The sequence below is a fragment of the Hydrogenobacter sp. T-8 genome (assembly GCF_011006175.1).
In the GTDB taxonomy this organism is placed as follows: Bacteria; Aquificota; Aquificia; order Aquificales; family Aquificaceae; genus Pampinifervens; species Pampinifervens florentissimum.
Genome location: NZ_CP048795.1, coordinates 1,640,425 through 1,661,945, shown reverse-complemented (window position 1 = coordinate 1,661,945; position 21,521 = coordinate 1,640,425). Strand labels below are relative to the sequence as shown.

Genomic DNA, 21,521 nt, shown 5'->3' with positions numbered 1-21,521 from the left:
TTAAGGTTTGGTTAAGATTTGGTTAAGAAGGGGGCAAAGCCCCCAAAAAGGTTTTTATGGAGCTATCCAGTTTTCAAGATGAAGGACCTCTTCCATCTTAGAAGAGACGTTTTGGGATATCTTATAGGCACAAAACTCAGGACCACACATGGAGCAGAACTTGGCGGTCTTGTAGCCTTCCTGTGGTAGTGTTTCGTCATGGTATGCCCTTGCGGTCTCTGGGTCAATGGCAAGCTCAAACTGTCTATTCCAGTCAAAGGCAAAGCGAGCCCTTGACATCTCGAGGTCCCATTCCCTTGCACCGGGCCAGTTCTTAGCCACGTCCGCAGCGTGTGCAGCGATCTTGTAGGCTATAACCCCCTGCTTTACATCCTCAAGGTTTGGAAGACCAAGATGCTCCTTTGGAGTCACATAGCAAAGCATCGCCGCACCATACCAGCCTGCCATCGCTGCACCTATGGCAGAGGCTATATGGTCATAACCCGGTGCGATATCTATCACAAGCGGTCCAAGCACATAGAAGGGTGCTTCGTGGCACACTTTTTGCTGCACCTTCATATTGAACTCTATCTGGTCCATAGGCACGTGCCCTGGTCCTTCCACCATCACCTGCACATCATGCCTCCAAGCCCTCTCTGTAAGCTCACCGAGGACTTTGAGCTCTGAAAGCTGTGCTTCATCTGACGCATCCGCTATAGCTCCAGGTCTTAGACCATCTCCAAGTGAAAAGCTAACATCGTATTTTTTGAATATCTCACATATCTTGTCAAAATGCTCGTATAGTGGGTTTTGCTTTCCGTGTTCTACCATCCACTGTGCCATTATGGCACCACCACGGGAGACGATCCCCATCACCCTGTGTTGAACCATGGGCAAGAACTCCCTTAGCACGCCTGCGTGGATGGTCATATAGGACACACCCTGTTGAGCCTGCTCCTCTATCACATCAAGAATAAGGTCTACAGTCATGTTTTTCACATTACCCTTTGCCCTCCTGAGGGCTTCGTATATGGGAACTGTGCCAACGGGAACTGTGCTTACGCCTATTATGGCTTCTCTTGTTTCCTTTATGGCTTCGCCAGTAGATAAGTCCATTATGGTGTCCGCACCATACTTTATAGCTACTTTTGCCTTTTCTATCTCTGTAGGTATATCGGAAGCCAAGCCAGAGTTTCCTATGTTGGCGTTAACCTTTACCCTTGAGTTTATACCTATACACATGGGCTCAAGATGCAGGTGGTTTATGTTGGCAGGTATTATCATCCTCCCGCGTGCAACCTCTTGACGGACAAACTCAGGATGCAAGCCTTCTCTCTTGGCAACATAACGCATCTCCTCTGTTATGATACCCTGACGGGCAAGGTGCATCTGGGTTTTGTTTTTGTATTTTTTTCTACCTTCTATCCACTCCGCTCTTAGCATAATAAACCTCCTTAGAGTTGGTAAGTGTGTTTTATAAGATAAGCACATAGGGATTTAGTTCAATATGATTTTTGTAAGGGTTATAATCTTAGTAGGACTTTTGGAGGGTCAAAAGGAAGGATAGGATCACAATAACAATTTTATGGCATGACCACAGGAAACCAGTCAGCTTTAGTCTAAAGAAGTCCTCTCTAAGGAAGTTGTCCCTCTTGCTTTCCTTTGTGCTTTTGCTCCTTATAAGCTTTAAGGTTTGGGCTCTTTGGAATTATGCGGAGAGGTGGAAGCTATTGGCTCAGAAAGAACAGCTCACACAAAAGGTTGCGGACTTAGAAGAAGAGTGGAAAAGGCTTGGCGAGGAGAGGCGGAAGATAGAAGAAAAAAGCACAGGCTTAGTGAGTTGGAGAAAAAACTCTTAGATATACAGAAATACCTCTCAGAAAGGGGCATAAGAATAAACTTAAGGGGTGCGGTAGGTGGTGGAAAAGCCTTTGAGCCTGCACATTTAGACCGACTTGAAGCTCTAAATCTTTTTGCAGAGGAGACTTACAAAAACCTTAGGGGTCTACCCATAGGTTATCCAGTTTTAGGAAACATAACCTCCACCTACGGACTTCGTAAAAACCCCTTCGGCAGGGGATATGAGTTTCATACAGGTATAGACATAGAAGCACTATACAACACACCCGTCAGGGCTACTGCGGACGGTATTGTGGTGTTTGCAGACATCTTTGGGAATTATGGAAAAACTATAATATTAAAGCATCCTACTGGTTATTCTACCCTATACGCTCATCTATCTCGTATTGAGGTCCATGATGGTCAACATGTAAAAGCAGGTCAGATAATAGGTAGAGTTGGCTCTACGGGAAGGTCTACTGGACCACATCTTCATTATGAGGTTATATTGGACAACAAGGCTTTAGACCCTATGAAGTTCTTAGTTTGGAGGTAAAACATGTTCAGTTCAAAGAAACAAGAGAGGCAAGCTCCAGAAAAGGTTGAAACCTTTATAGCCCAGGGAGTGGAGTTTGAAGGTAATATAAAACTTACCGATGGCACGGTGGTAAGGGTAGATGGCAGGGTTATAGGAGACGTAAAGGGTAAAGCAAGCCTAATAGTGGGGAAAAGTGCTGAGATACTGGGTAATTTGGAGTTGGAACGCATGGTTATATATGGCAGAATTGAGGGTAATATAAAGGCTAAGGATGTAGACCTGCAGGGTGGTGTGGTAAAAGGAGATATAACCGCAGAGGTGCTTCACATAGAAAGAGGGTCTATCTTTAACGGGAAATGTGTTATGGAGGAAGCAAGTAAAGGGGGGCAAAGCCCCCAAGTGCTTTAGTCTTCCAGAGTTGAAATATCTCCCACAGGAAGCCCAAGCTCCTGAGCCTTTAGCACCCTTCTCATTATCTTTCCGCTTCTTGTCTTGGGAAGTTTTTCTACAAACTTTATCTCATCTGGAACTGCTATAGCACCGAGTATCTGTCTTACGTGCTGTTTTATCTCTTCCTTGAGGTGGTCTGTGGGTTCAACGCCCTTCTTTAGAATTACAAAAGCCTTTATAGACTCACCTTTTATCTCGTGAGGTTTTCCTATAACCGCCGCTTCCGCCACCGCTGGATGGTCAACTATTGCACTTTCCACCTCCATAGTCCCTATCCTGTGTCCTGCCACATTTAAAACATCGTCCGCACGACCCAGTATCATTATGTAGCCTTCTTCGTCGTAAGTAGCAAGGTCGCCAGCAAGGTAATACCCAGGTATGGTATTCCAGTATTTTTCATACCTTTCTGGCTCGCCCCAGCAGGTTCTAAGCATGGAGGGCCATGGTGTTTTTATAACTAAGTTTCCAACAGTGTTAGGAGGAAGCTCTTTACCTTGGCTGTCTACGACCGCCACCTCTATGCCAAAGTAGGGCTTTCCTGCCTTTCCGGGCTTAGCAGGGTATGCGGGTATGGTGGTTATCATATGCATGCCTGTTTCTGTTTGCCACCAGGTGTCCACTATGGCACAGTTCTCCCTGCCTATATGCTTGTGATACCAATGCCAAGCCTCGGGGTTTATAGGCTCTCCCACAGAGCCAAGAATTCTTAAAGATGAAAGGTCATACTTGGCGGGCCACTGCTCTCCATACCTCATAAACATCCTTATGGCAGTGGGAGCTGTGTAGAAAACATTTACCCTATATTTTTCCACATAGCTCCACCATCTTCCGGGGTCAGGATAATCGGGCGCACCTTCGGTTATCACAGAGGTAGCACCGCAAGCAAGGGGCCCGTATACTATGTAGCTGTGTCCAGTTATCCAACCTATGTCCGCAGTGCACCAGTAGATGTCATCTTCATGAAGGTCAAAGGTTATCTTTGTAGTAAAGTATGTGCCCACCATATAGCCACCCGTGGTATGGAGCACGCCCTTGGGTTTACCTGTAGTTCCAGAGGTGTAAAGTATGAAAAGAGGGTCTTCCGCATCCATTTCCACGGGTTCACAATTTGGAGAGCTGTTTTTAATAAGCTCATCAAAGCTCACAAAAAGCCCTCCAGAGCCATTTAGCACATCACCGTCCCTGTCCCAGACCACCACCTTTTCCACAAAGCCAAGACCGTCTATAGCCCTTTGAGCTGTGGCAAAGAGGTCTATCTTTTTGCCCCTTCTTTTCGTATAGCTGGCGGTTAGCAGCACCTTTGCCTTTGCGTCTTCTATCCTAAGCCTGAGAGCCCCCTCGCTAAAACCTGCAAAGACCACGCTATGTATTGCACCAATCCTGGCACATGCAAGCATACAAGCTATAGCTTCTATAGTGTTAGGCATGTATATGGAAACCCTGTCTCCCTTCCTAACACCAAGAGACTTAAGACCGTTGGCTATACGGTTTACAAGCTCCAAAAGCTCGCCGTAGGTTATTTTCTTCTCCCTTCCATCCTCGTCCACAAAGATGTAAGCGACCTTGTTTCTCTTTCCTGCCTGCACGTGCCTGTCAAGGCAGTTGTAGGTTATGTTGGTCTTGCCGTTTACAAACCATTTGGCGTAGGGGTAGTTCCACTCGAGCACCTTGTCCCACTTTTTAAACCAGTGGAGCTCCTCTGCCACCTTTGCCCAGAAGGCTTCCCTGTCCTTGATGGACTCTTGATATAGGCTCTCGTAGTCCTTGACCCATGCCTTCTCTACTATGTGGGCTGGAGGACTATACTTTTCCTCCACCTTGAGGTGAACCTCTTCCCTTACTTCCATGTTGGACCTCCTCTACAAGTTTATTAAAAAAAAATATAACCCACTATTGCATTTGTATAGATAGGAATTCAAAACTAGTGGTTGTGGTTTAAAATTTTTATCAGTTTTGTCAAAATGTTACGACTTTTATCATATATTTTTGAAAAAAGAAACATAAATATATGCTAAAGATACTATACTCTTGACACGAAACAAAAAACTTGTAAAATAAATCACAAACTTTTGAAAGGAGGTAAAACCATGCTGTCAAAAGAGCAGCTGGAAAGCTATTGGCGGGAGAACCGAAACCTTATGATTCTGGTTCTCCTAATCTGGGCTCTTGTCTCCTACGGTGCAGCCCTTATATCGGGCTGGCTCAACAAAATAGTCATATTTGGCTTCCCCCTTGGTTATTACATGGGCTCACAGGGTTCTTTAATAGTTTTCCTTCTTCTTATCATTTTCTATGCAAAGAAAATGGACAGCGTAGATAAAAAATACAAAGTAGAGGAGGAATAATATGGTAGACAGAAGCTATGCGGAAAGGCTAAGAAAGGTCTACGCCATCTATACGGGTGGTCTTATATTACTTCTCATTCTTCTTTACATTGGTGAGAAGCTCTTTGGACTCTCTCCCACTTTTATAGGCTATGTCTTCCTCTTTGGAACAATAGCGGTATACGCTGCCATAGGTATTATTTCAAGAACGGGTCAAGTTGCAGAATACTATGTGGCAGGAAGAAGAGTCCCTGCGGTTTTTAACGGAATGGCAACTGCAGCGGACTGGATGTCCGCAGCCTCTTTTATAGGAATGGCTGGAGCTCTTGCCCTTCAGGGTTATAACGGTCTTGCCTTCATTATGGGTTGGACTGGAGGATACGTGCTTTTGGGTGTCCTTATTGCACCCTATCTGAGAAAGTTTGGTGCATACACCATTCCAGACTTCTTGGATGCTCGGTATGGTGGTAAGCTTCCAAGGTTTGTAGGTATAATCGCAACGCTAATAGTATCTTTCACTTATCTTACCGCACAGATAACTGGTGTTGGAATAATCGCCAGTAGGCTCTTGGGTCTTCCCTTTGAAGTGGGTGTCTTTGTGGGTCTTGCAGGTATTCTGGTTTGCTCCTTTCTCGGTGGTATGAAGGCGGTTACATGGACGCAGGTTGCTCAGTATATAGTGCTTATAATAGCCTACCTGATACCAGTGACCGTGCTCTCCTACAAATACACAGGCAATCCCATATCTCAGGTCTCCTATGGCTTTGCCCTTCAGGGTATAGAACAGAAGTTTGCACAGCTAAAAGATGACCCAAAGGAGCAGGAAGTTAGAGAAATACATAAGAAAAAGGCAGAAGAGTTAAAGGCAAAGATAGAGGCACTGCCTCAGAGCTGGGAGCAAGGCAGAAGGGAGCTTGAGGAAAAGCTAAGGGCTCTGCCTGCGGATGACCCACAAAGAGCGGAGATAGAAAAACAGCTAAAAGAGTATCCTAAGTCTCCTGAGGAAGCCAAGGAAAAGTGGACTGATGCCATGAAGAAGGCAACTGAGGCTTCCAAGCCTCCAAAATCCTACATAGCTCCTCCCTCCGATGCAAAAGGCATGGCAAACTTTCTTGCACTCACGCTTATGCTTATGCTCGGAACCGCAGGGCTTCCACACGTTATAATGAGGTTCTACACCACACCAACGGTAAGGGAGGCAAGAACCTCTGCAGGATGGGCTCTCTTCTTCATACTTCTTCTATACATAACCGCACCCGCATATGCAGCCTTTGGAAGATACGAGATGCTAAACCTCGTAGGCAAAGCCTTTAGTGAACTTCCTGACTGGGTTCAAAAGTGGGCAAAGGTAAACCTGATAACCATAAAGGACCTAAACGGAGATGGGATAGTGCAGTTTGCGGAGATATCCATACATCCAGATATGATAGTGCTTGCTACTCCAGAGATAGCTGGTCTTCCTTATGTTATAGCTGGCTTTGTGGCAGCGGGAGGTCTTGCCGCAGCACTCTCCACTGCAGACGGACTTCTTATTACCATCTCTAACGCCATATCTCACGACCTTTATTACAAGATGATAAACCCTAACCTTTCGCCTTCTACGAGGGTTAAGATAGGAAAAGCTCTACTGCTTGTGGTTGCTCTTATAGGCGCCTATGTTGCCAGCTTCAGGCTTGCTATAATCGTTGAACTCGTTGCATGGGCTTTCTCTCTTGCCGCAGCTTCTCTCTTCCCAGCTCTCGTGCTTGGTATATGGGACAAGAGGATGAATAAGCAGGGGGCTATAGCGGGTATAATCGTAGGTCTCAGCGTAACCATCATATACTTATACCTTAGCAGGTTCAAAGGCATAGAGCTTTTTGGCATAAAGCCCATAGCATCTGGTATATTTGGCATGCCTCTTAACTTCCTGGTTGCCCTTGTGGTCTCAAGGCTTACACCACCCCCACCCAAGCACATTCAAGACTTTGTGGACAGCATACGCTATCCAAAGGGTGCAGTAAAGGCTGGAGCTCAGGAGTAATGGAGCAGTTTCTCAATTACAGCCTTGCCTTTTATATGTGGCTCGTCCTTGGGCGAGCCGCCCTTTCCTTTTTCACAACAGATAGAAGAAACTTTTTCTACAACATGCTTTATATGCCTACAGAACCCGCATACAGGGTCTACAGGAAGTTTCTTCCCTGTTGTCATACCCTTGCCATAGTTCTTACCCTTTTATTACTTAGGTATGCGGTCATAAAATTATTCTGATGTTAGACGCAGAAAGGTTTCTATCGGAGATTGAACCCTTTAACCTTCTCAGTGAAAAGCAGAGAAGAGCTATAGCTCATAACCTATTGGTGGAATGCTACAATAAAGGTGATGTAATATTCAAGGAAGGCTCAAAACCTCTGGAGTTTCTATACATACTTAGAAGTGGTAGTGTTCTGCTTGAGAGAGAAGGAGAGCCAGTGGAATACCTCCATGAAGGTGAGTGCTTTGGATATGTGTCTTTGATGAGCAAAAACCCACCAACTTCAACCGCAAAGGCTGTAGAAGATAGTGTGGTTTTTTTACTTAACAGAAAAATTTTTAGCTCCCTAATGGGAGAGCACGAAGGATTTAGAGAATATTTTACTCAGAAACTGGCAAGAAGGTTGGTTGCCTCAAAAAAACAGCATACCTCCACAGTAGAAAAACATATGGAAGTTCTTCTTGAAGACCTAAACCTAAGACCACCACTTACCCTTGATAGCTCTAAGACAGTTGAGGAAGCTATAAGAGAAATGGTGGCAAAGGATAGCACCTATGTTCTTGTAAGACTTCAAGAGGGTTTGGGAATACTAACTGAGAGGGATGTGCTAAAAAGGGTATTAGCCAAGGGACTAAAGCCAGAAGAAGTAAAACTGAAAGATGTTGCCACCTTTCCAGTAGTTTCTATAGAAAGCAATAAAACCCTTTACGAAGCCATGGTGCTTATGGCAAGGCATGGCATAAGGAAAATACTCGTGCTCAAAAACAGCACACCCATAGGCTTGCTTGAGGACAGAGATATCATAGCCTACGAGAGCAAGAATGCGGTTCTACTCATAAAGGAAATAGACAAGGCAAAGACAGTGCAAGAGCTAAGATACCTTTACGGACTTGTAAGAGAGCAGGTGTTGGAATTGGTCTTTCATGGCACAGACCCAGAAAAACTTGGAGAATACATATCAGAGATAAACGACCGCTTTATGAAAAGGGCAGTTTACATAGCTTTGAATAGGCTTGGAGAAGAACCCCTCGTTCCCTTTAGCATAATGGTCTTAGGGAGCGAGGGCAGGAAGGAGCAAAGCCTAAAAACAGACCAAGACAACGCACTTATATATCAAGACTATCCTCTTCTTGACTTTGAGCCAAGGGCATATTTTGAAAGGTTTTCAAAAGTCTACATAGAGGTTCTTCTTCAGATAGGTTTTCCAGCTTGTCCTGGGAACGTGATGATATCAAACCCCTTCTGGAGGAGGTCTGCAGGAGAGTGGGAAAGTGTGGTGTCAGAGTGGATTGAAAAGCCAAAGCCAGAAAACATACTTAACGTGGCGATCTTCTTTGACTTTAGAAATGTGTTTGGAGACCAAACTTTGGTGCAAAAGCTCTGGGAACACGTGAAAAATAGCATAAAGAAAAACCCGGGCTTTATTCCCTTCCTTGCGGTAGATGCAGTAAGGTTTAAGCCACCTCTTGGATTTTTTAGAGACTTTGTAGTAGAAAGAAGTGGAGAGCATAAGGGTGAGATAGACATTAAAAAGGGTGGCATATTCCCCATAACTCAGGGTGTGCGAGCCTTAGCACTTGAAAAGGGTATATCTCAACAAAACACCTTTGAGCGTATAGAGGAGTTAAGTAAAAACGGAGTTTTAACACCAGAATATGCAAAAGACTTAAAAGAAGCCTACAGATTTCTCCTCGGCATGAGGTTTAAATTTCAGGCACAAAAGATAAAAGAAGGCAAAGAACCAGACAACTACATAAACCCTGACCAAATATCAAAGGCAGAAAAGGGAACGCTTAAGGATGTATTCATGATAATAAAAGAGTTTCAAGAGTTTCTATATGAAAGATATAACTTGAGGTATTTTGAATGATAAGGGCTCTCATAGATAAACTCTTAGGGAGTAGGGAAGAGCTTAGCTGGGAGGTAAACAAAGAGACAAAAACTGAAGACCTGTGCTTTGTGGTCTTTGATACGGAGACTACTGGGCTTGACCTTAAAAAGGACGAGGCTTTAAGCATCGGTGCGGTAAAGATAGAAAACCTCAGAGTAGACCTAAGTAAGAATTTCTATGCACTTCTCAAGCCTACGAGGGAATATAACGAATCAATAAAGGTGCATGGAATAACTCCAGAGGATTTACGCAATGCCAGAGCAAGAAAAGAGATATGCATGGAGTTTTTAGAATACGCAAAGGGATGTATACTTGCAGGATACTTTCTTCAAATTGACATGGCTATGCTCAAAAGGCTCATAAAAGAAGAATGTGGTTTTTCCCTGAAAGCCTACGCCCTTGACCTGTTGGACTTGGTAGAACACAAGGGTAAAGTGCCAAGCCTTGAAGAACTTCTAAAAATCTTTAAACTTCCCATATCAACCCAACACAACGCCCTTGAGGATGCTTATATGACCGCCCTCCTATTGTTAAGACTTCTGAAAGATGGAAACTACAAGAAACTCGAAGACCTTCCCGTTAGGAGATTTTAGCTCCTTATTTATCCCTTAAGTTATACGAGGGGTGCTTTTCTCAAGGCTTTGATTTATAAGGGTTTTAACTTGCGGGGGGAGGATTTGAACCTCCGACCTTCGGGTTATGAGCCAGAAAGCTAAATTTCTGAAGTTCTTGATTGATAAAGGTTTTAGGAATACCTAAGCCTTAGCATTAACCACAGGTTAACTATTTTCCTTAGCATTAGGGAAAGGTATGACCTTAGGCATGTCCTCCAGTTTCTTGACAGCCTCTCTTAGATGCTCTGGGCTAAGGTGGGCGTATCTCTTTACCATGTTGGTAGACTTATGCCTTGTTAGGTGTTGTATGGTGTAGAGGTCTACTCCTTTCATGGCAAGCCAGCTGGCAAAGGTATGCCTAAGGTCATGAAACCTAAAGTCCACTATGTTGGACTTCCTTAGTGCGTTGTTAAAGGCTTTCCTATAGCCACCTTCTGAGTATGGCTCACCTTTTGAGTTGGTAAACACATAGCCATGTCCTATGCCTGACTTCTCTTGCTTTTCCTTTATCTCCTTTAGTATCTCAATAGCTCTGGAGTTTAGTGGTATGCGTGCGGTCTCTTTGTTTTTGGAAAGGCTGGCGGGCAATTGTAGGCTTGAGCTTGCAAAGTCTACCATGTCCCACTTAAGGCTTGTGAGTTCTCCAGCCCTTAGCCCGGTGTAAAGGGCAAACTCTACCATTGGCTTTAACCAGTCTGGCAGGTTGCTTATAAGCCTGTCTACTTCCTCTGGGAGTAAATACCTAACTCTTTCATTGCTAACCTTTAAAAGGTTTATCTTTGGCAGGTCAAAGTGGATAAGTCCAAGTTCTTTGGCTTTTCTGAGGATGGCTCTAAGAGTAGAAAGCTCATTGTTTATTGTTTTTGGACTAACTCCTTCTTTAAGCCTTTCCTGTTTGTAGCTTTCAATTCTCAGTGTGGTTATATTGCTTGCAGGCAAAGAGCCAAAAACTTCTACGAGCTTTTGGACTACATGCTTGTGTTTTCTCTTGGTGCTTTCCTTAGTGTTGTGATGGTGGGTCTCATACCACTTGAGATATTCCTGTGCCACTTCTCTAAAGGTCAGTCCCTTCTCTTTTACTGGTAGGTAAGTGCCTTGAATTATCTCTTGCTTTATCTTTATGGCTATGTTCCTTGCCATTGTCAAAGGCATTTCATCAACCTTGCCAATCCTCTCATAGTAAGTCTTGCCTTTGTATGTGAACTTTAGCCAATAAGAGCCATGAATTTCATAAAGGTTGTCTCCGTAGGATACTTTGCCTTTCTTTCTTGCCTTAGCCATGACAGACCTCAACCCTTAGGTTCATCGTGCCAGACAGTCCATGTCATGTAGGCAAGCATACCTACAAGTAGGACTGAGATTAATACGATTATGCTAATGCCTAATAGCTTGTCCATTGCTATAACCTCCTTATGAGCCTTCTGGCTCTTATGTGTAAACTGATAGCAAAAATAAAAAGAAAAACCCACACTAAAGAGCCTGACAAGATTAGCCCTTTTGCAAGCAGGCTCTCCCACTTAAAAGCAAGCCCCACAAGACCACCAGTAAGCAAAAGTAAAGCATTCCACACATGGCTAAATAGGTGCTTGTAGTAAGCTATTAGCTCCTTCACTTCCTCACTGCCTTTCATTCCTAAACTCCTATAGCCACATGGCAGTTAACCAACCCTTATAACCTAATGCCTTATGGTTAGTTAACCACAAAAACATGGCTTAAGTCTTACCCTTTTCATGGGGCGTAGGCTTAAACTCTTCATAAAGCATGTAGACAAGCCCAGCAATAATCACAGAACCGACTACAAGCACCACCACAAGCTCAAACATAGCCTAACCATGCCTTTCCTTCAGTGTTCTGTAAACAAAAACAGCAAGGGAAAAGCCAATGCCTAAAGCACCAAGAAGGATTGAGGCAAAGCCTATGAGTTCGTAGGTATTCATTGTTTTCCTTCCTCATCCTTCTGGCGGGCGGTCTCAAGGATTTCTGTGATTAACAGAGATAGGGACTTGCCTTCTTTCTCTGCTTTCTGCGTAAGCCATTCCTTTAAGTCCTCTGGCACTCTTAACTCTATCCTTGCAATTCTCAACAGACTGCTTAACCTTTTAGCTCCTTTTATCCTTGGCATGTCTTTAATTATATCAGCTTTTATGTCTCTGTCAACCTGTATTTTATGCCATGACTACTTGACAGGACTAAGAGACAGGATTATAATTATCCCTATGAATACCTTAAAAGGAGGTTTAGCCATGCAAGAACTCAGAACCTTAGAAAGCTGGCTCTTAGACCTAAGGGAAGAGCTAAAGGAACTCAAGGCAAGAAAGAAAAGCCTTGAGAAGTTAATGAACCTGCAAGGCTACAGCCTTAAGACTATCAAGGGCAACACCTACCTGTATGTGTGGAGAACCGTAGGGCATGCCAAAGCTGTGTGGAAGTCTCTGGGCAACATAAAAAGGATAGGTGGTATGGCGGTTATTGAGGAACTCCGTAAGGACAAGGTGGATGTTTTGCTAAAGGAATGGGAAAGGCTATCCCAGAGAGAAGAGGAGATAAAGGAGCTTGTTAAACAAGTCATTGAGGTCTTAGAGGAACAAGAAAGCAAGAACTCTATGGAGGTAGCAGTATGAATGGCAAACCTAAGCAAACCAACGGCTGGCAGGAGGCGGTCAGCCTCCTGCACTACAACGATAAGACTGAAAGCTACAAAAAGCTAACCGTATCCATAGCAGAGGATGGCGGTGTGATGCTTAGCCTATCAGAGGGCAAGAAAGGAGACAAGGACAACACCGTCAAGGTCAACTTTAGCCTTAACAGGCAAGAACTCATTTATCTTGCCAAAGAACTTGAGCTTTTGTTTATGAAAGGCAAAGGAGGTAAAACATGAGAACGAATGAGGTTGTTAAGGATGAACTTAGCAGGCTAAACAGCCCTATAGCAAAGGCAGGCATGGGGCTAATCCTTGAGCTTGAAAACGCTGTTGACCTTCTGCTTGCATGCCTTTACACCTACCATGACAATCCTAAAAAGCTCAAGGACATTTGCTTGAAGATAGCGGGTGATTTAGATGTGGCTATCCGAGAGTTTACTGAAGAGGTTATGGAAGCCACATAAACTTTACACGAGAAGACAACAACGAAAAACTTCATTTAAACAACACACAACACGAAAGCATAGAAGGGGAGGGGACTTGACAGGGTTTTACATTAAAAACTGTGAAAAAAAATCAAGGAGGGAGAAAATGACGAAAGAATTTTATTCAGTCCAAGAACTTGCGAGCCTTCTGGGGAAAAGCCCAGGAGCAGTGCGTCAGTTAATTTACAGAGGGCATCTTCCTGCTCGTAGGTTAGGCAGGACGCTTTATGTTTCCAGAGAAGACCTTGAAAAAGCCCTCAAGCCCGTAGGAGGAAAAGAAAGAAGGGAAGAAGGAGGTTTAGCCACGCAAGAGAAAAAGGAGGCAAGCCATGAGTGAAATTATAGCTCCAAACGAACAACCTGTCAATGCTAATGTCAATGGCAAGCACCCCAACCTACCAGACCCAGCAAGTAAGCTAATAGTCAACAAGGATGCCCTGCTGACTTTTATTGAGAACCTCGTAGAAGAAAGAGGCGGTAAAGTCTACCATGAAAAGGGCTGGGCTATAATGCGGTGTCCTTTCCATGATGACAACCATCCAAGCCTTGCTGTTAACCTTGAGAACGGTAGGTTTCACTGCAAAGCCTGTGGAGAAACTGGCACGGTAATAAAGCTTGTAGAAGGTATTCATGGAATAGAGCGAGCGGAAGCGGTAAACATACTCAAGAGGCTTGGAGTTTTAAAACAAGCCAAGCCACAACAGGAGGCTGTTTATTACTACTATCACCACACGGAGAATGCGGAGTTAGCCTACAGGAAAAAGAAGCTCAGGCATGCAGATGGCAGTAAGAGCTTTGTTTACGAGCATTATGACTATGACAAAGAGGTATGGGTAGCAGGAAAGCCAAAAGATTGTCCACCTTTGCTCTATAACTACCATGATGCTATCATCAAAGCAAGAAAGGAAAACTTGCCAGTTTTCTTTGTAGAAGGTGAAAAAGATGTAGAAACTTTAAAGGCTCTTGGATTTCTTGCTACAACCTCAGGAGGGGCTAACGATTGGTCTACGGAGCTGGCAGGGGAGTTTGCTGGGCTGGAGGTGATTTTAATTCCAGACAACGACCAAGCTGGTAAAAGCTGGCTTATAAAAGTAGGCTCTGACCTTTTGAACTTTGCCAGAACGGTAAAGTGGATAGACCTTTCTGAAGAGGCTAAGAAACTTGGCTTAGAACTGAAAAAGGGAGCGGATATCACAGATTTCCTTGAAGCTCTGGGGTGCTACCCAGTGGACGAGCAAAAGTGCCTACAAGTCTTGGCAGAGCTGGAACTTAAACCTTTTGACCTTGAAAATATAAAAGCACAACATGAGATAGAGGAGCTGAAGGGCTTTGACTTATTTTTAAGTATGGAAGACCTGCAAGACCAGAGCCTTGAGTTCCTGTTTGAAGGCTTTTTACCTTTCGGATATTTAACAGTCTTGACCGGTGAGGCGGGGGCAGGAAAAACCTTCTTAGCCTACGGGCTTGTTAAAACTGCTATTAAAAGAGGCATTAAAGTGGTTTATCTTGATGCGGACAACTCCTTACCCTACATAAAGCAAAACCTTGAGGACTTTGGCTTAACGCAGGAACTCAGAGAAAGGCTTTTCATTCTCTCAAGGCAACGAGCGGACTTAAGCATAAGTAAGGATAACCCACACTGGAAGGCGGTCAAAAGGCTTCTCAAGAATGTAGGGCGGTGTTTAGTCGTAGTAGACACGCTGGGAGCTTTTACACGAGGCTATGACCCTAACTCTGATAAAGACATGAGAGAGGTCATGAGCGAGCTAAAGGAAATAAGAGACATGGGGCATGCAGTGCTGGTGCTACACCATACCCAGAAGTATGCTTCTGTAGATGACAAGCTACCAGCCGAACTGAAATACAGAGGCTCTGGTGTTGTTAAGGCGGATGCGGATGGGCTTTTCTATGTGCAAAGGGAAGGTAATGTTTACCTACTGCAGGCAGGTAAGCTGAGATTTATGGGCTCTCCGGTTATCAAGATAACTCTACTGGAAGGCGGGGCTAAAGTAGAAACCCAGACACCAGAAAGCAAAGAGGAAACAGAAGCCAAAAAACTACTGGACTTAATAGAAGCTGGTCGGGAATATACACAAAAGGAAATTGTGGAAGAGGGCAAAATAAGACTTGGCTACGGCAAGGACAAGGTGTTAAAACTCTTGAGACTACTTCAAGACAAGGGACTTATAAGAGTGCAAAAGTCCAACAAGTCAACGGGTAAGGGATATGTCTATGTGAAAGCGGACGCACAGACACAGGAGGAGGATGATGGCATTAGCTTGTGAGTTAACCAAAGCCTTGAGGGACAAGGACTTCCTTATTTTTCCGAATTGCAAATTATTCTCAATGGGCTTTCATGCCCTTCAAAGCCTTGTGTATCAAGGACTTGCTTATTTTTCTATTTTTCCGACCTATATATATATAGCCAGAAAAATAGAAAAATGGATCGGGTCTCAAAAACCAACCACGGGAGGTAAGCCATGAAGTTAGGAGAGTTCTTGAAAAGATATAACCTTAACTTTGACTTTGAAGCCACAAGCCAAACCCAGCCAGAGCCTAAGCCTAAGTTAGAGCCAATTCAAGGAGTAGACCTACCCTTTGACCCACAGAGAGACAAAGCCAGAGAGCTTATGGCTGGCTTGTGTGAGAGAGTTAGAAACTATGGCGTAGCGGTTTACGAAGTCCACTACAAGGATAGGCTGGCGGTTTACTGGGAAAGAGGTCAAGAAAGCATAAAGGTTTATGAAGTCCAGTATAAGCAAAAAGACCTTGCCATGATAGAGCTTGAGCTAAGACACATGCTTGGCTTAGTCATGAGGGCAGACAGGCTAATAGCAGAGGGCTACAGTGAGGACTTAGTGCTTAGCCTACTTCTGCAAGCAAGGGACACACAAGGAAGGGTCAGCTTTGTGGATAGAGATAACAGACTTGAGGTTTACAGAGACCGTCAGCTTATAAAGGTCTATGAAAAGGGAGAAGGGCATAAAAGGAAAGAGGATACTACGCAGGAGTGTTTAACTCTCACATGGGAAGACATACAAGACAAGCTTGACATTTTACTGAAATTGGAAACAAAAGAAGAGATTTTGCGGGAATTGGAAGCGGTGTATGTATGCTACACAATCCCAGAACAACTGGTGGAAGCTATCTGGCAAGAAAAGAGGAAGAGGGAGTTAACTAACCACAGCAGGCAAGGGGCAAGGTTAGTTAACTACCAAAAGAGCTTTTCACAGAAACCTTATGAGGGTGGGAGGGATGAAGATGAACTCCTCTTCTGACCTGCGGGATGTAAACCAGCTCATGGGTGTTCTAAAAAAGCTCATGCTAAAGGAAGGCATTAGCGTAGACTACAACACACAGGCGGGCATAGTGCTATATGTCTATCTCATCAAAGACTGTAGGGTCATCTACAGGCTTGACTTCCACATCCCAGACATAAGCTACGGGCTTGTCATAGGTATGTGCAAAAAAGCCATAAGCGGAGAACTAAAGCCTGTGGATGATGGCTACCCTTATCCTGTGTGGAGGCAAAGGGTGAGGGTATTCAATACGGGTGAGAATGCTCTTAAAACTGGTAAGGGAGTTAACTAACCATGACAGACAAAGGGCTATGGTTAGTTAACCACAAGGACAGAGGGCAAGCACCATTTGACCGTTAACCCTTAGCCATAGCCAGCCAAGTTTAAGGTTATGGACTTTGACAGCCCTAAGGTCATAGATTGAGTGGCGTAGGTTCATTTTAGCCCTTGACACAGGCACATCTTAAACATTGAGATGGTTATAGTGGAAGACCTGCCACCAGTTTTGCAAAGGGTTTATAGGGCAATGGTAGAACATGCCTTTACTCTATCACTGAAACAAGCCTGTGAGATTGCGGGGGTCAATTACAACACAGCTAAATCTGAAATCCACGCATTAAGGGTCAAAGGCATAAACTTTTACAAGCTAATAACAGAGGAAGCCAAAGAAAGGCTATTTAACGAAGCAACTCCTCTCATCTATCAAAAGCTAATAGAGAAAGCACAGCGAGGAAACTTAAAAGCAATAGAGCTATTCCTGAGGGCGACAGGAGATTTAAGAAGTAAGTGGGAAGTAGATGGAACGATGAAAATGCAGGTTTCAACAAACAAGGAGCTTATCCAAGCACTTCAAGAAGCCAAGCAAAGACTTGAAAACCTAAGGAGGTAATGTCATGGGCAGTATCGGTAAGGCAATAGGCAAAGTTGTAAGTGGAGTAGGCAAAGCTTTATTCGGAAGCCCAGCAAAGCAAAGCATCAGCCCACTGGCTAATTACATTTCTGACCCTGCTTTGGATAGCTATTATGGTAGGTTTGTAGCCCCTACCTTTCTAAATCCAGAGAGAGGTAGAGAATTTTGGGACAACTACAGCAGGTTATTGTCTGCGGTGTTTAGAGACCTCAACTCCCCTATAGTGCCGTGGGATAGGCAAGCGGGTTCTGGTGGCAGTGGTGTAGGAGTGGGTGACCTTTTAGCCCTTTCTGTCATGAAAAAGTATATGCTTGACATACCTCTACAATCTACATTGGGCTATAAACAACAAGGAAGAGAGCCTGTAGTTGTTACAAAAGGCGGTAGCCCTGGGCTACTTTCTCCGATACTGGGAGCAATAGGCATGGGTGTGGGTAGTGGGCTAATGCAGGGCATAGCAAAACCAATAGAAGGCTTTGTAAGTAGCAAGTTGAATAACTGGCTAAACCCTAAGCCTATAAACCTCCCAGAGGTGAAGTTTAGTCTGCCAGATTACGGGCTATTTCGTTAACTCCACAAAATCCTTGACTGCTAAGCCTTAGCCATATTCTCAGTTAACATGCCAGTTAACACACTACAAACCAGTTAACCCAGACCATCTAAAACCCTTGACAGACAAGGCTTGGAAGTGTTAACTACAGGTTAACTTTTGGGCGTAATTTCCTGTGTTTTCCTGTAATTTTCTGTAATGTCAGACCTTTGACATACAAGGCTTTGAAAACTATCCCATTGAAAGACAAGGCTTTTAAGAATGGCTTTTCTCAAGGCTTTGATTTATAAGGTTTTTAAGTTGCGGGGGGAGGATTTGAACCTCCGACCTTCGGGTTATGAGCCCGACGAGCTACCAGGCTGCTCCACCCCGCGTAGGGATATATTATTATAACATCACAGCTCCACCAAGTCAAGAGGGATTTCCGATAAGGGCTCTGCATATCCGCCCTTTACAACCACTATATTCTCAAGCCTTACGCCAAACTTTCCAGGAAGGTATATGCCCGGCTCTACAGTAAAAACCATCCCCTCTTCTATCTTCACATCCTTGTCTTTGCCCTTGTAATAAACCCTTGGATATTCATGTATTTCAACGCCCACACCGTGTCCAAGAGAATGGTTGAAGAACTTGCCAAAGCCCTTCTTTCTTATGTGTTCCCTTGCGGTCTTGTCAATCTCTCCCAGTGTCCTTCCTACTTTTATCTTCTCAAGTGCAAGGAGATGAGCATCTCTTACCACAGTGTAAACCTTCTTAAACTCGCTATCCGCCTTTCCCAAAAAGATTGTTCTTGTGAAGTCCGTGCAATAGCCTTTCCACAAAAGCCCCATGTCTATGAGAATTGGCTCACCGTGTTTTATAGTCTTCTGAGAGGTCTCGTAGTGGGGTATAGCAGAACCCCTACCACTTGCCACTATGGCAGGAAAGCTCTCACCACTTGCCCCCGCTTTGAAAAACTCCCCCACAAGCCAAGACCTTACCTCAAGCTCAGTCATTCCTTCTCTTAGCTCATGCAAAAGCCTTTCGTATATCTTGTCGCTAATTTTCACCCCTTCCTTCATTACCCTTAGCTCTTCCTCATCCTTTATAGCCCTCATTTCCTTTAGAATGCCCGAAACGCCCTTCCATATAAAGCTACCCTTTAGAGCCTTCCTAAACTCACAACTCACCCTATCCTCTTCATAGCCCACCTTGGAAACTTTTAGTCTTTTTAGGAAGTTTTTTATAACCCTTATGGCATTTTCTTTAATGAGCACCACATCCCAGTCTTTTAGAGTAGACCTGGCTTTCTCGTAATACCTGCCATCGGTCAAAAGATGATAAGAGTCCCTTGTAATGACCACATAGGCATGGCTTGACCTAAAGCCAGAGAGATAGAAAACGTTAGCCTGTGAACTAAATACAAAAGCGTCAAGTTTATGCTTTTTCAAAAGCTCCTGGACTTTTTCTATTCTTTTCATGACCTGCCCTCAAGCATTCTTCTGTATTTGTTTACAGTCCTTCTTGCTATGTGTATGCCTTTATCTTTTAGTAGCTTTGAAATCTCTTGGTCAGAAAGCCTGCCCTTTTCAGATTGAAGTATCTCCTTTATGGCTTTCATTATCTCTTCTTTGCTATAGCCTTCCTTTGTCTCCCTTAGGAAAAAGGACCTAAGAGGGAACACTCCTATGGGGGTTTTTGCATACTTTCTGCTAACTATCCTGCTTACCGTTGAGAGGCTAACCTCTGCCCTTTGGGCTACTTCACTAAGAGTTAAGCTCTTTAGAGGCTCTTTCCCAAGCATAAAGCCTGCCTGTCTTTCCAAAATTAGGTCTCCAACCACACGCATAACCCTCCTTCTCATTTCCAATATAAAAGTTATAGGCTTTAGACTCCCTACCGCCTCCACATCCCAGAAGTCTTCCATAAGAAAAACATACCACTGACTTCCATCGTATTCAAAGACCACATCCACGCTACCGCCTTTATACGCCACTTGAGTGCCCTCAAAAGGACTAAGTTTTAGCTTTGACAAGACTTCTCTTGCCCTTAGGTCTCTACTTTTGCCCTTTAGCACCCTTAGGACTTCTCTATGAAGCTCTTCCTCCTTGGGGTATAGCTCTTCAAGTTGGACAAGTATAAACTCCTCAAGGTTTTTACTGGCAACACCCAAAGGTTCAATCTCTTTCATTATAAACTCTCTTATCTCCTCCACATACTCAGGGCTAACTCCGTAATGTTTAGCTATTTCTCCTATGTCTCCGAGGAAAAATCCCTTGTGGTTAAGTCCAGATATTATCTCAAGGGCTATGTCAAGGTCAAGACCATCAAACTCATATCTTACCTGCTCTTCAACCTTACTTATTTCACTTTGTGAAAAGATAGGCTGATGCTCTGCGTATTCCTGATAAAACCATCTTGGTCTTGTCTTTAGTGTTAGCTTTATTTGAGGGTTTTCTTCTTGTTTTAGTTCAAGCTCTTGCAGAAGCTCTTCTGAGGTCTTCAAAAGCAGTTCAAGGCTGTTTTCTATTTTCAATAGCAGGCTTGTCCTTACCTGTGGCAAAACCCTTATGGGCTTATCTTTCAACTTTTTCCTCCTGCTTTGCGGTTATAAAAACGCTCACAATTCTGTTGCCTTCCATTTTATCCACCACAAACTTGAACCCATCGTAGAAAAACTCATCTCCTTCTTCTGGAACCTTTGAAAGTTTTGCCATTACAAAGCCACCTATTGTATCGTATTCATAGTCTTCTGGCAATCTAAATCCTATTCTTTTTGCCACCGTTTCCACATCTACCCACCCGCTTACCATGTATGTATCTTTGGAAACCTTCACTATATCCTCTTCCCAGCTTTCTGGCACATCTCCAAAGAGATATTTCATTATGTCATATACGCTTACAAGACCAGATATTTCTCCATGCTCACCCACCACAAGGGCAGTTTGAGTTCCATGAGACCTCATCTCCTTTATAAGTTCTGTTATGCTAAGTATCTCTGGCACAAATAGTGCCTCTCTTTTGAAGTCCTTTAGAGGTCTCTTTAGGTTCTTTGAGATGGGAACAAGGTCCTTTACGTATAGCATGCCTACCACGTTGTCGGGGTTTTTTGAAAAAAGCGGTATTTTACTGTGCTTTCTCTGGATTATCTCCTCAATAACCTCTTCCAAGAGGCTATCTTCTGGCAACATAAATATGTCTGGTCTTGGGGTCATAATCTCCTTTACCGTGGTATCCTTTAGGTTTATAGCCCTTTCCACAACTTCCAAATCCTTCTTATCAAAATATCCAAGGGATATACCCCTTTCAAGCAACTCCATAAATGTATCCTTGGAGTCTTTGTCCTTTTCTTCCACCTCCACAAGACCTATAAGTTTGCTAACTGGTCCCATAAGCACTGTGCGAATAGGCTTTATGAGTCCATGAACGAGGATAAAAGGCACATAGTATATGGGTGCAAGCCTTGTGGTAAAGGGTAAAACTGTGTTTTTTGGAATCACTTCTCCAAAGATAAATATCAGCACGCTTGAGAAAATAACCGCAAAGCCTGCACCCTTTGGACCCATAAGGTCCACAAATAGCTTTGTCCCATATGAGGATATGAGTATGTTTACCAGCTCGTTTCCAAGCAGGATAGTAAGGAGCACCTCTCTGGGTTTTGAAAGGAGCTTTAAAAGAGCCCTGTATATCCTTTTCCTTTCCTTGAGTTTGAGAAGATACCTGTTTGCACCAAAAAAGACCACCTCTGAGGAGCTAAAAAAACCAGACATAAATAGTAGGAAGAAAAAG

General features: G+C 43.8%; 25 protein-coding genes and 1 tRNA gene. 16 read left to right on the top strand and 10 right to left on the bottom strand.

Features of this window, described 5'->3' with window-relative positions; genetic code table 11:
* Nucleotides 1-54: 54 nt before the first annotated feature.
* The gene (thiC, locus tag G3M65_RS09600) at nucleotides 55-1,422 is read right to left on the bottom strand and encodes a phosphomethylpyrimidine synthase ThiC (RefSeq protein ID WP_173834355.1); all 1,368 of its coding nucleotides are present in this window, start codon (nucleotides 1,420-1,422) and stop codon (nucleotides 55-57) included.
* 259 nt (nucleotides 1,423-1,681) lie between these two features.
* On the opposite strand from thiC, the gene G3M65_RS09595 reads away from it, so the two are divergent.
* Both G3M65_RS09595 and G3M65_RS09590 read left to right on the top strand, forming a co-directional pair.
* A complete protein-coding gene (locus tag G3M65_RS09595; protein ID WP_305793576.1) occupies nucleotides 1,682-2,374 on the top strand; it encodes a M23 family metallopeptidase in 693 nt (230 codons plus the stop codon).
* A 3-nt stretch (nucleotides 2,375-2,377) separates the two neighbouring features.
* Entirely contained in the window at nucleotides 2,378-2,764 is a 387-nt protein-coding gene (locus G3M65_RS09590) for a bactofilin family protein (protein WP_173834351.1), read from the top strand.
* On the opposite strand, the gene acs is transcribed toward G3M65_RS09590, so the two are convergent.
* Nucleotides 2,761-4,653, bottom strand: coding sequence for an acetate--CoA ligase (gene acs, locus G3M65_RS09585; RefSeq protein ID WP_173834349.1), 1,893 nt, complete (start codon nucleotides 4,651-4,653; stop codon nucleotides 2,761-2,763). The two genes, G3M65_RS09590 and acs, sit on opposite strands and share 4 nt — an antisense overlap.
* A gap of 240 nt (nucleotides 4,654-4,893) precedes the next feature.
* Here acs and G3M65_RS09580 point away from each other — a divergent pair, with 240 nt between their 5' ends.
* The 5 genes from G3M65_RS09580 to G3M65_RS09560 are packed head-to-tail and all read left to right on the top strand — an operon-like array spanning nucleotide 4,894 to nucleotide 9,847.
* Nucleotides 4,894-5,151 carry a DUF4212 domain-containing protein gene (locus tag G3M65_RS09580; protein ID WP_173834348.1) on the top strand — a complete coding sequence of 86 codons (258 nt, stop codon included), beginning with the start codon at nucleotides 4,894-4,896 and terminating at the stop codon, nucleotides 5,149-5,151.
* A 1-nt stretch (nucleotide 5,152) separates the two neighbouring features.
* Complete coding sequence (locus G3M65_RS09575; RefSeq protein WP_173834347.1) at nucleotides 5,153-7,153, top strand: sodium:solute symporter family protein; 2,001 nt, start codon at nucleotides 5,153-5,155, stop codon at nucleotides 7,151-7,153.
* The gene (locus G3M65_RS09570; protein ID WP_173834346.1) at nucleotides 7,153-7,380 is read left to right on the top strand and encodes a YggT family protein; all 228 of its coding nucleotides are present in this window, start codon (nucleotides 7,153-7,155) and stop codon (nucleotides 7,378-7,380) included. The genes G3M65_RS09575 and G3M65_RS09570 overlap by 1 nt, the downstream gene beginning before the upstream one ends.
* The gene (locus G3M65_RS09565; RefSeq protein ID WP_173834345.1) at nucleotides 7,380-9,233 is read left to right on the top strand and encodes a putative nucleotidyltransferase substrate binding domain-containing protein; all 1,854 of its coding nucleotides are present in this window, start codon (nucleotides 7,380-7,382) and stop codon (nucleotides 9,231-9,233) included. Before G3M65_RS09570 ends, G3M65_RS09565 begins: the two co-directional genes overlap by 1 nt.
* Nucleotides 9,230-9,847: a 3'-5' exonuclease gene (locus tag G3M65_RS09560; protein ID WP_173834344.1), complete on the top strand. Its 618-nt coding sequence runs from the start codon at nucleotides 9,230-9,232 to the stop codon at nucleotides 9,845-9,847. Before G3M65_RS09565 ends, G3M65_RS09560 begins: the two co-directional genes overlap by 4 nt.
* A gap of 186 nt (nucleotides 9,848-10,033) precedes the next feature.
* Here G3M65_RS09560 and G3M65_RS09555 read toward each other — a convergent pair whose 3' ends face one another.
* The 3 genes from G3M65_RS09555 to G3M65_RS09545 form a co-directional block, all read right to left on the bottom strand.
* Nucleotides 10,034-11,149, bottom strand: a complete 1,116-nt coding sequence (locus G3M65_RS09555) for a site-specific integrase (protein ID WP_173834343.1) — start codon at nucleotides 11,147-11,149, stop codon at nucleotides 10,034-10,036.
* A gap of 118 nt (nucleotides 11,150-11,267) precedes the next feature.
* On the bottom strand, nucleotides 11,268-11,498 hold the full coding sequence (locus G3M65_RS09550) for a hypothetical protein (RefSeq protein WP_173834342.1): 231 nt from the start codon (nucleotides 11,496-11,498) through the stop codon (nucleotides 11,268-11,270).
* 303 nt (nucleotides 11,499-11,801) lie between these two features.
* The gene (locus tag G3M65_RS09545) at nucleotides 11,802-11,990 is read right to left on the bottom strand and encodes a ribbon-helix-helix domain-containing protein (protein WP_173834341.1); all 189 of its coding nucleotides are present in this window, start codon (nucleotides 11,988-11,990) and stop codon (nucleotides 11,802-11,804) included.
* Between the two features lie 94 nt (nucleotides 11,991-12,084).
* Between G3M65_RS09545 and G3M65_RS09540 the strand changes: the two genes are divergently transcribed.
* The 9 genes from G3M65_RS09540 to G3M65_RS09500 all read left to right on the top strand — a co-directional run bounded on the left by G3M65_RS09540 (nucleotide 12,085) and on the right by G3M65_RS09500 (nucleotide 17,774).
* Nucleotides 12,085-12,489, top strand: a complete 405-nt coding sequence (locus G3M65_RS09540) for a hypothetical protein (RefSeq protein ID WP_173834340.1) — start codon at nucleotides 12,085-12,087, stop codon at nucleotides 12,487-12,489.
* Nucleotides 12,486-12,746: a hypothetical protein gene (locus G3M65_RS09535; RefSeq protein WP_173834339.1), complete on the top strand. Its 261-nt coding sequence runs from the start codon at nucleotides 12,486-12,488 to the stop codon at nucleotides 12,744-12,746. The genes G3M65_RS09540 and G3M65_RS09535 overlap by 4 nt, the downstream gene beginning before the upstream one ends.
* A complete protein-coding gene (locus tag G3M65_RS09530) occupies nucleotides 12,743-12,973 on the top strand; it encodes a hypothetical protein (RefSeq protein WP_173834338.1) in 231 nt (76 codons plus the stop codon). Before G3M65_RS09535 ends, G3M65_RS09530 begins: the two co-directional genes overlap by 4 nt.
* A gap of 127 nt (nucleotides 12,974-13,100) precedes the next feature.
* Entirely contained in the window at nucleotides 13,101-13,331 is a 231-nt protein-coding gene (locus G3M65_RS09525; RefSeq protein WP_173834337.1) for a helix-turn-helix domain-containing protein, read from the top strand.
* Entirely contained in the window at nucleotides 13,324-15,279 is a 1,956-nt protein-coding gene (locus G3M65_RS09520) for an AAA family ATPase (protein WP_173834336.1), read from the top strand. The genes G3M65_RS09525 and G3M65_RS09520 overlap by 8 nt, the downstream gene beginning before the upstream one ends.
* Before the next feature lie 195 nt (nucleotides 15,280-15,474).
* Nucleotides 15,475-16,272: a hypothetical protein gene (locus G3M65_RS09515; RefSeq protein ID WP_173834335.1), complete on the top strand. Its 798-nt coding sequence runs from the start codon at nucleotides 15,475-15,477 to the stop codon at nucleotides 16,270-16,272.
* Nucleotides 16,256-16,585, top strand: a complete 330-nt coding sequence (locus G3M65_RS09510; RefSeq protein WP_173834334.1) for a hypothetical protein — start codon at nucleotides 16,256-16,258, stop codon at nucleotides 16,583-16,585. Before G3M65_RS09515 ends, G3M65_RS09510 begins: the two co-directional genes overlap by 17 nt.
* Before the next feature lie 183 nt (nucleotides 16,586-16,768).
* Nucleotides 16,769-17,182, top strand: a complete 414-nt coding sequence (locus G3M65_RS09505; protein ID WP_173834333.1) for a phBC6A51 family helix-turn-helix protein — start codon at nucleotides 16,769-16,771, stop codon at nucleotides 17,180-17,182.
* Nucleotides 17,183-17,186: 4 nt separating this feature from the next.
* Complete coding sequence (locus G3M65_RS09500) at nucleotides 17,187-17,774, top strand: hypothetical protein (RefSeq protein WP_173834332.1); 588 nt, start codon at nucleotides 17,187-17,189, stop codon at nucleotides 17,772-17,774.
* Nucleotides 17,775-17,905: 131 nt separating this feature from the next.
* Here G3M65_RS09500 and G3M65_RS10595 read toward each other — a convergent pair whose 3' ends face one another.
* The 5 genes from G3M65_RS10595 to G3M65_RS09480 all read right to left on the bottom strand — a co-directional run bounded on the left by G3M65_RS10595 (nucleotide 17,906) and on the right by G3M65_RS09480 (nucleotide 21,502).
* Nucleotides 17,906-18,028 (bottom strand): hypothetical protein, encoded by a 123-nt coding sequence (locus G3M65_RS10595; RefSeq protein ID WP_256370813.1) that lies wholly within the window; start codon nucleotides 18,026-18,028, stop codon nucleotides 17,906-17,908.
* Nucleotides 18,029-18,053: 25 nt separating this feature from the next.
* Nucleotides 18,054-18,127 (bottom strand) — tRNA-Met (locus G3M65_RS09495).
* 21 nt (nucleotides 18,128-18,148) lie between these two features.
* Nucleotides 18,149-19,213 carry a M24 family metallopeptidase gene (locus G3M65_RS09490; protein WP_173834331.1) on the bottom strand — a complete coding sequence of 355 codons (1,065 nt, stop codon included), beginning with the start codon at nucleotides 19,211-19,213 and terminating at the stop codon, nucleotides 18,149-18,151.
* Nucleotides 19,210-20,319, bottom strand: coding sequence for an RNA polymerase factor sigma-54 (locus tag G3M65_RS09485; RefSeq protein WP_173834330.1), 1,110 nt, complete (start codon nucleotides 20,317-20,319; stop codon nucleotides 19,210-19,212). The genes G3M65_RS09490 and G3M65_RS09485 overlap by 4 nt, the downstream gene beginning before the upstream one ends.
* On the bottom strand, nucleotides 20,309-21,502 hold the full coding sequence (locus G3M65_RS09480; RefSeq protein WP_254426268.1) for a hemolysin family protein: 1,194 nt from the start codon (nucleotides 21,500-21,502) through the stop codon (nucleotides 20,309-20,311). Before G3M65_RS09480 ends, G3M65_RS09485 begins: the two co-directional genes overlap by 11 nt.
* Nucleotides 21,503-21,521: the final 19 nt, after the last annotated feature.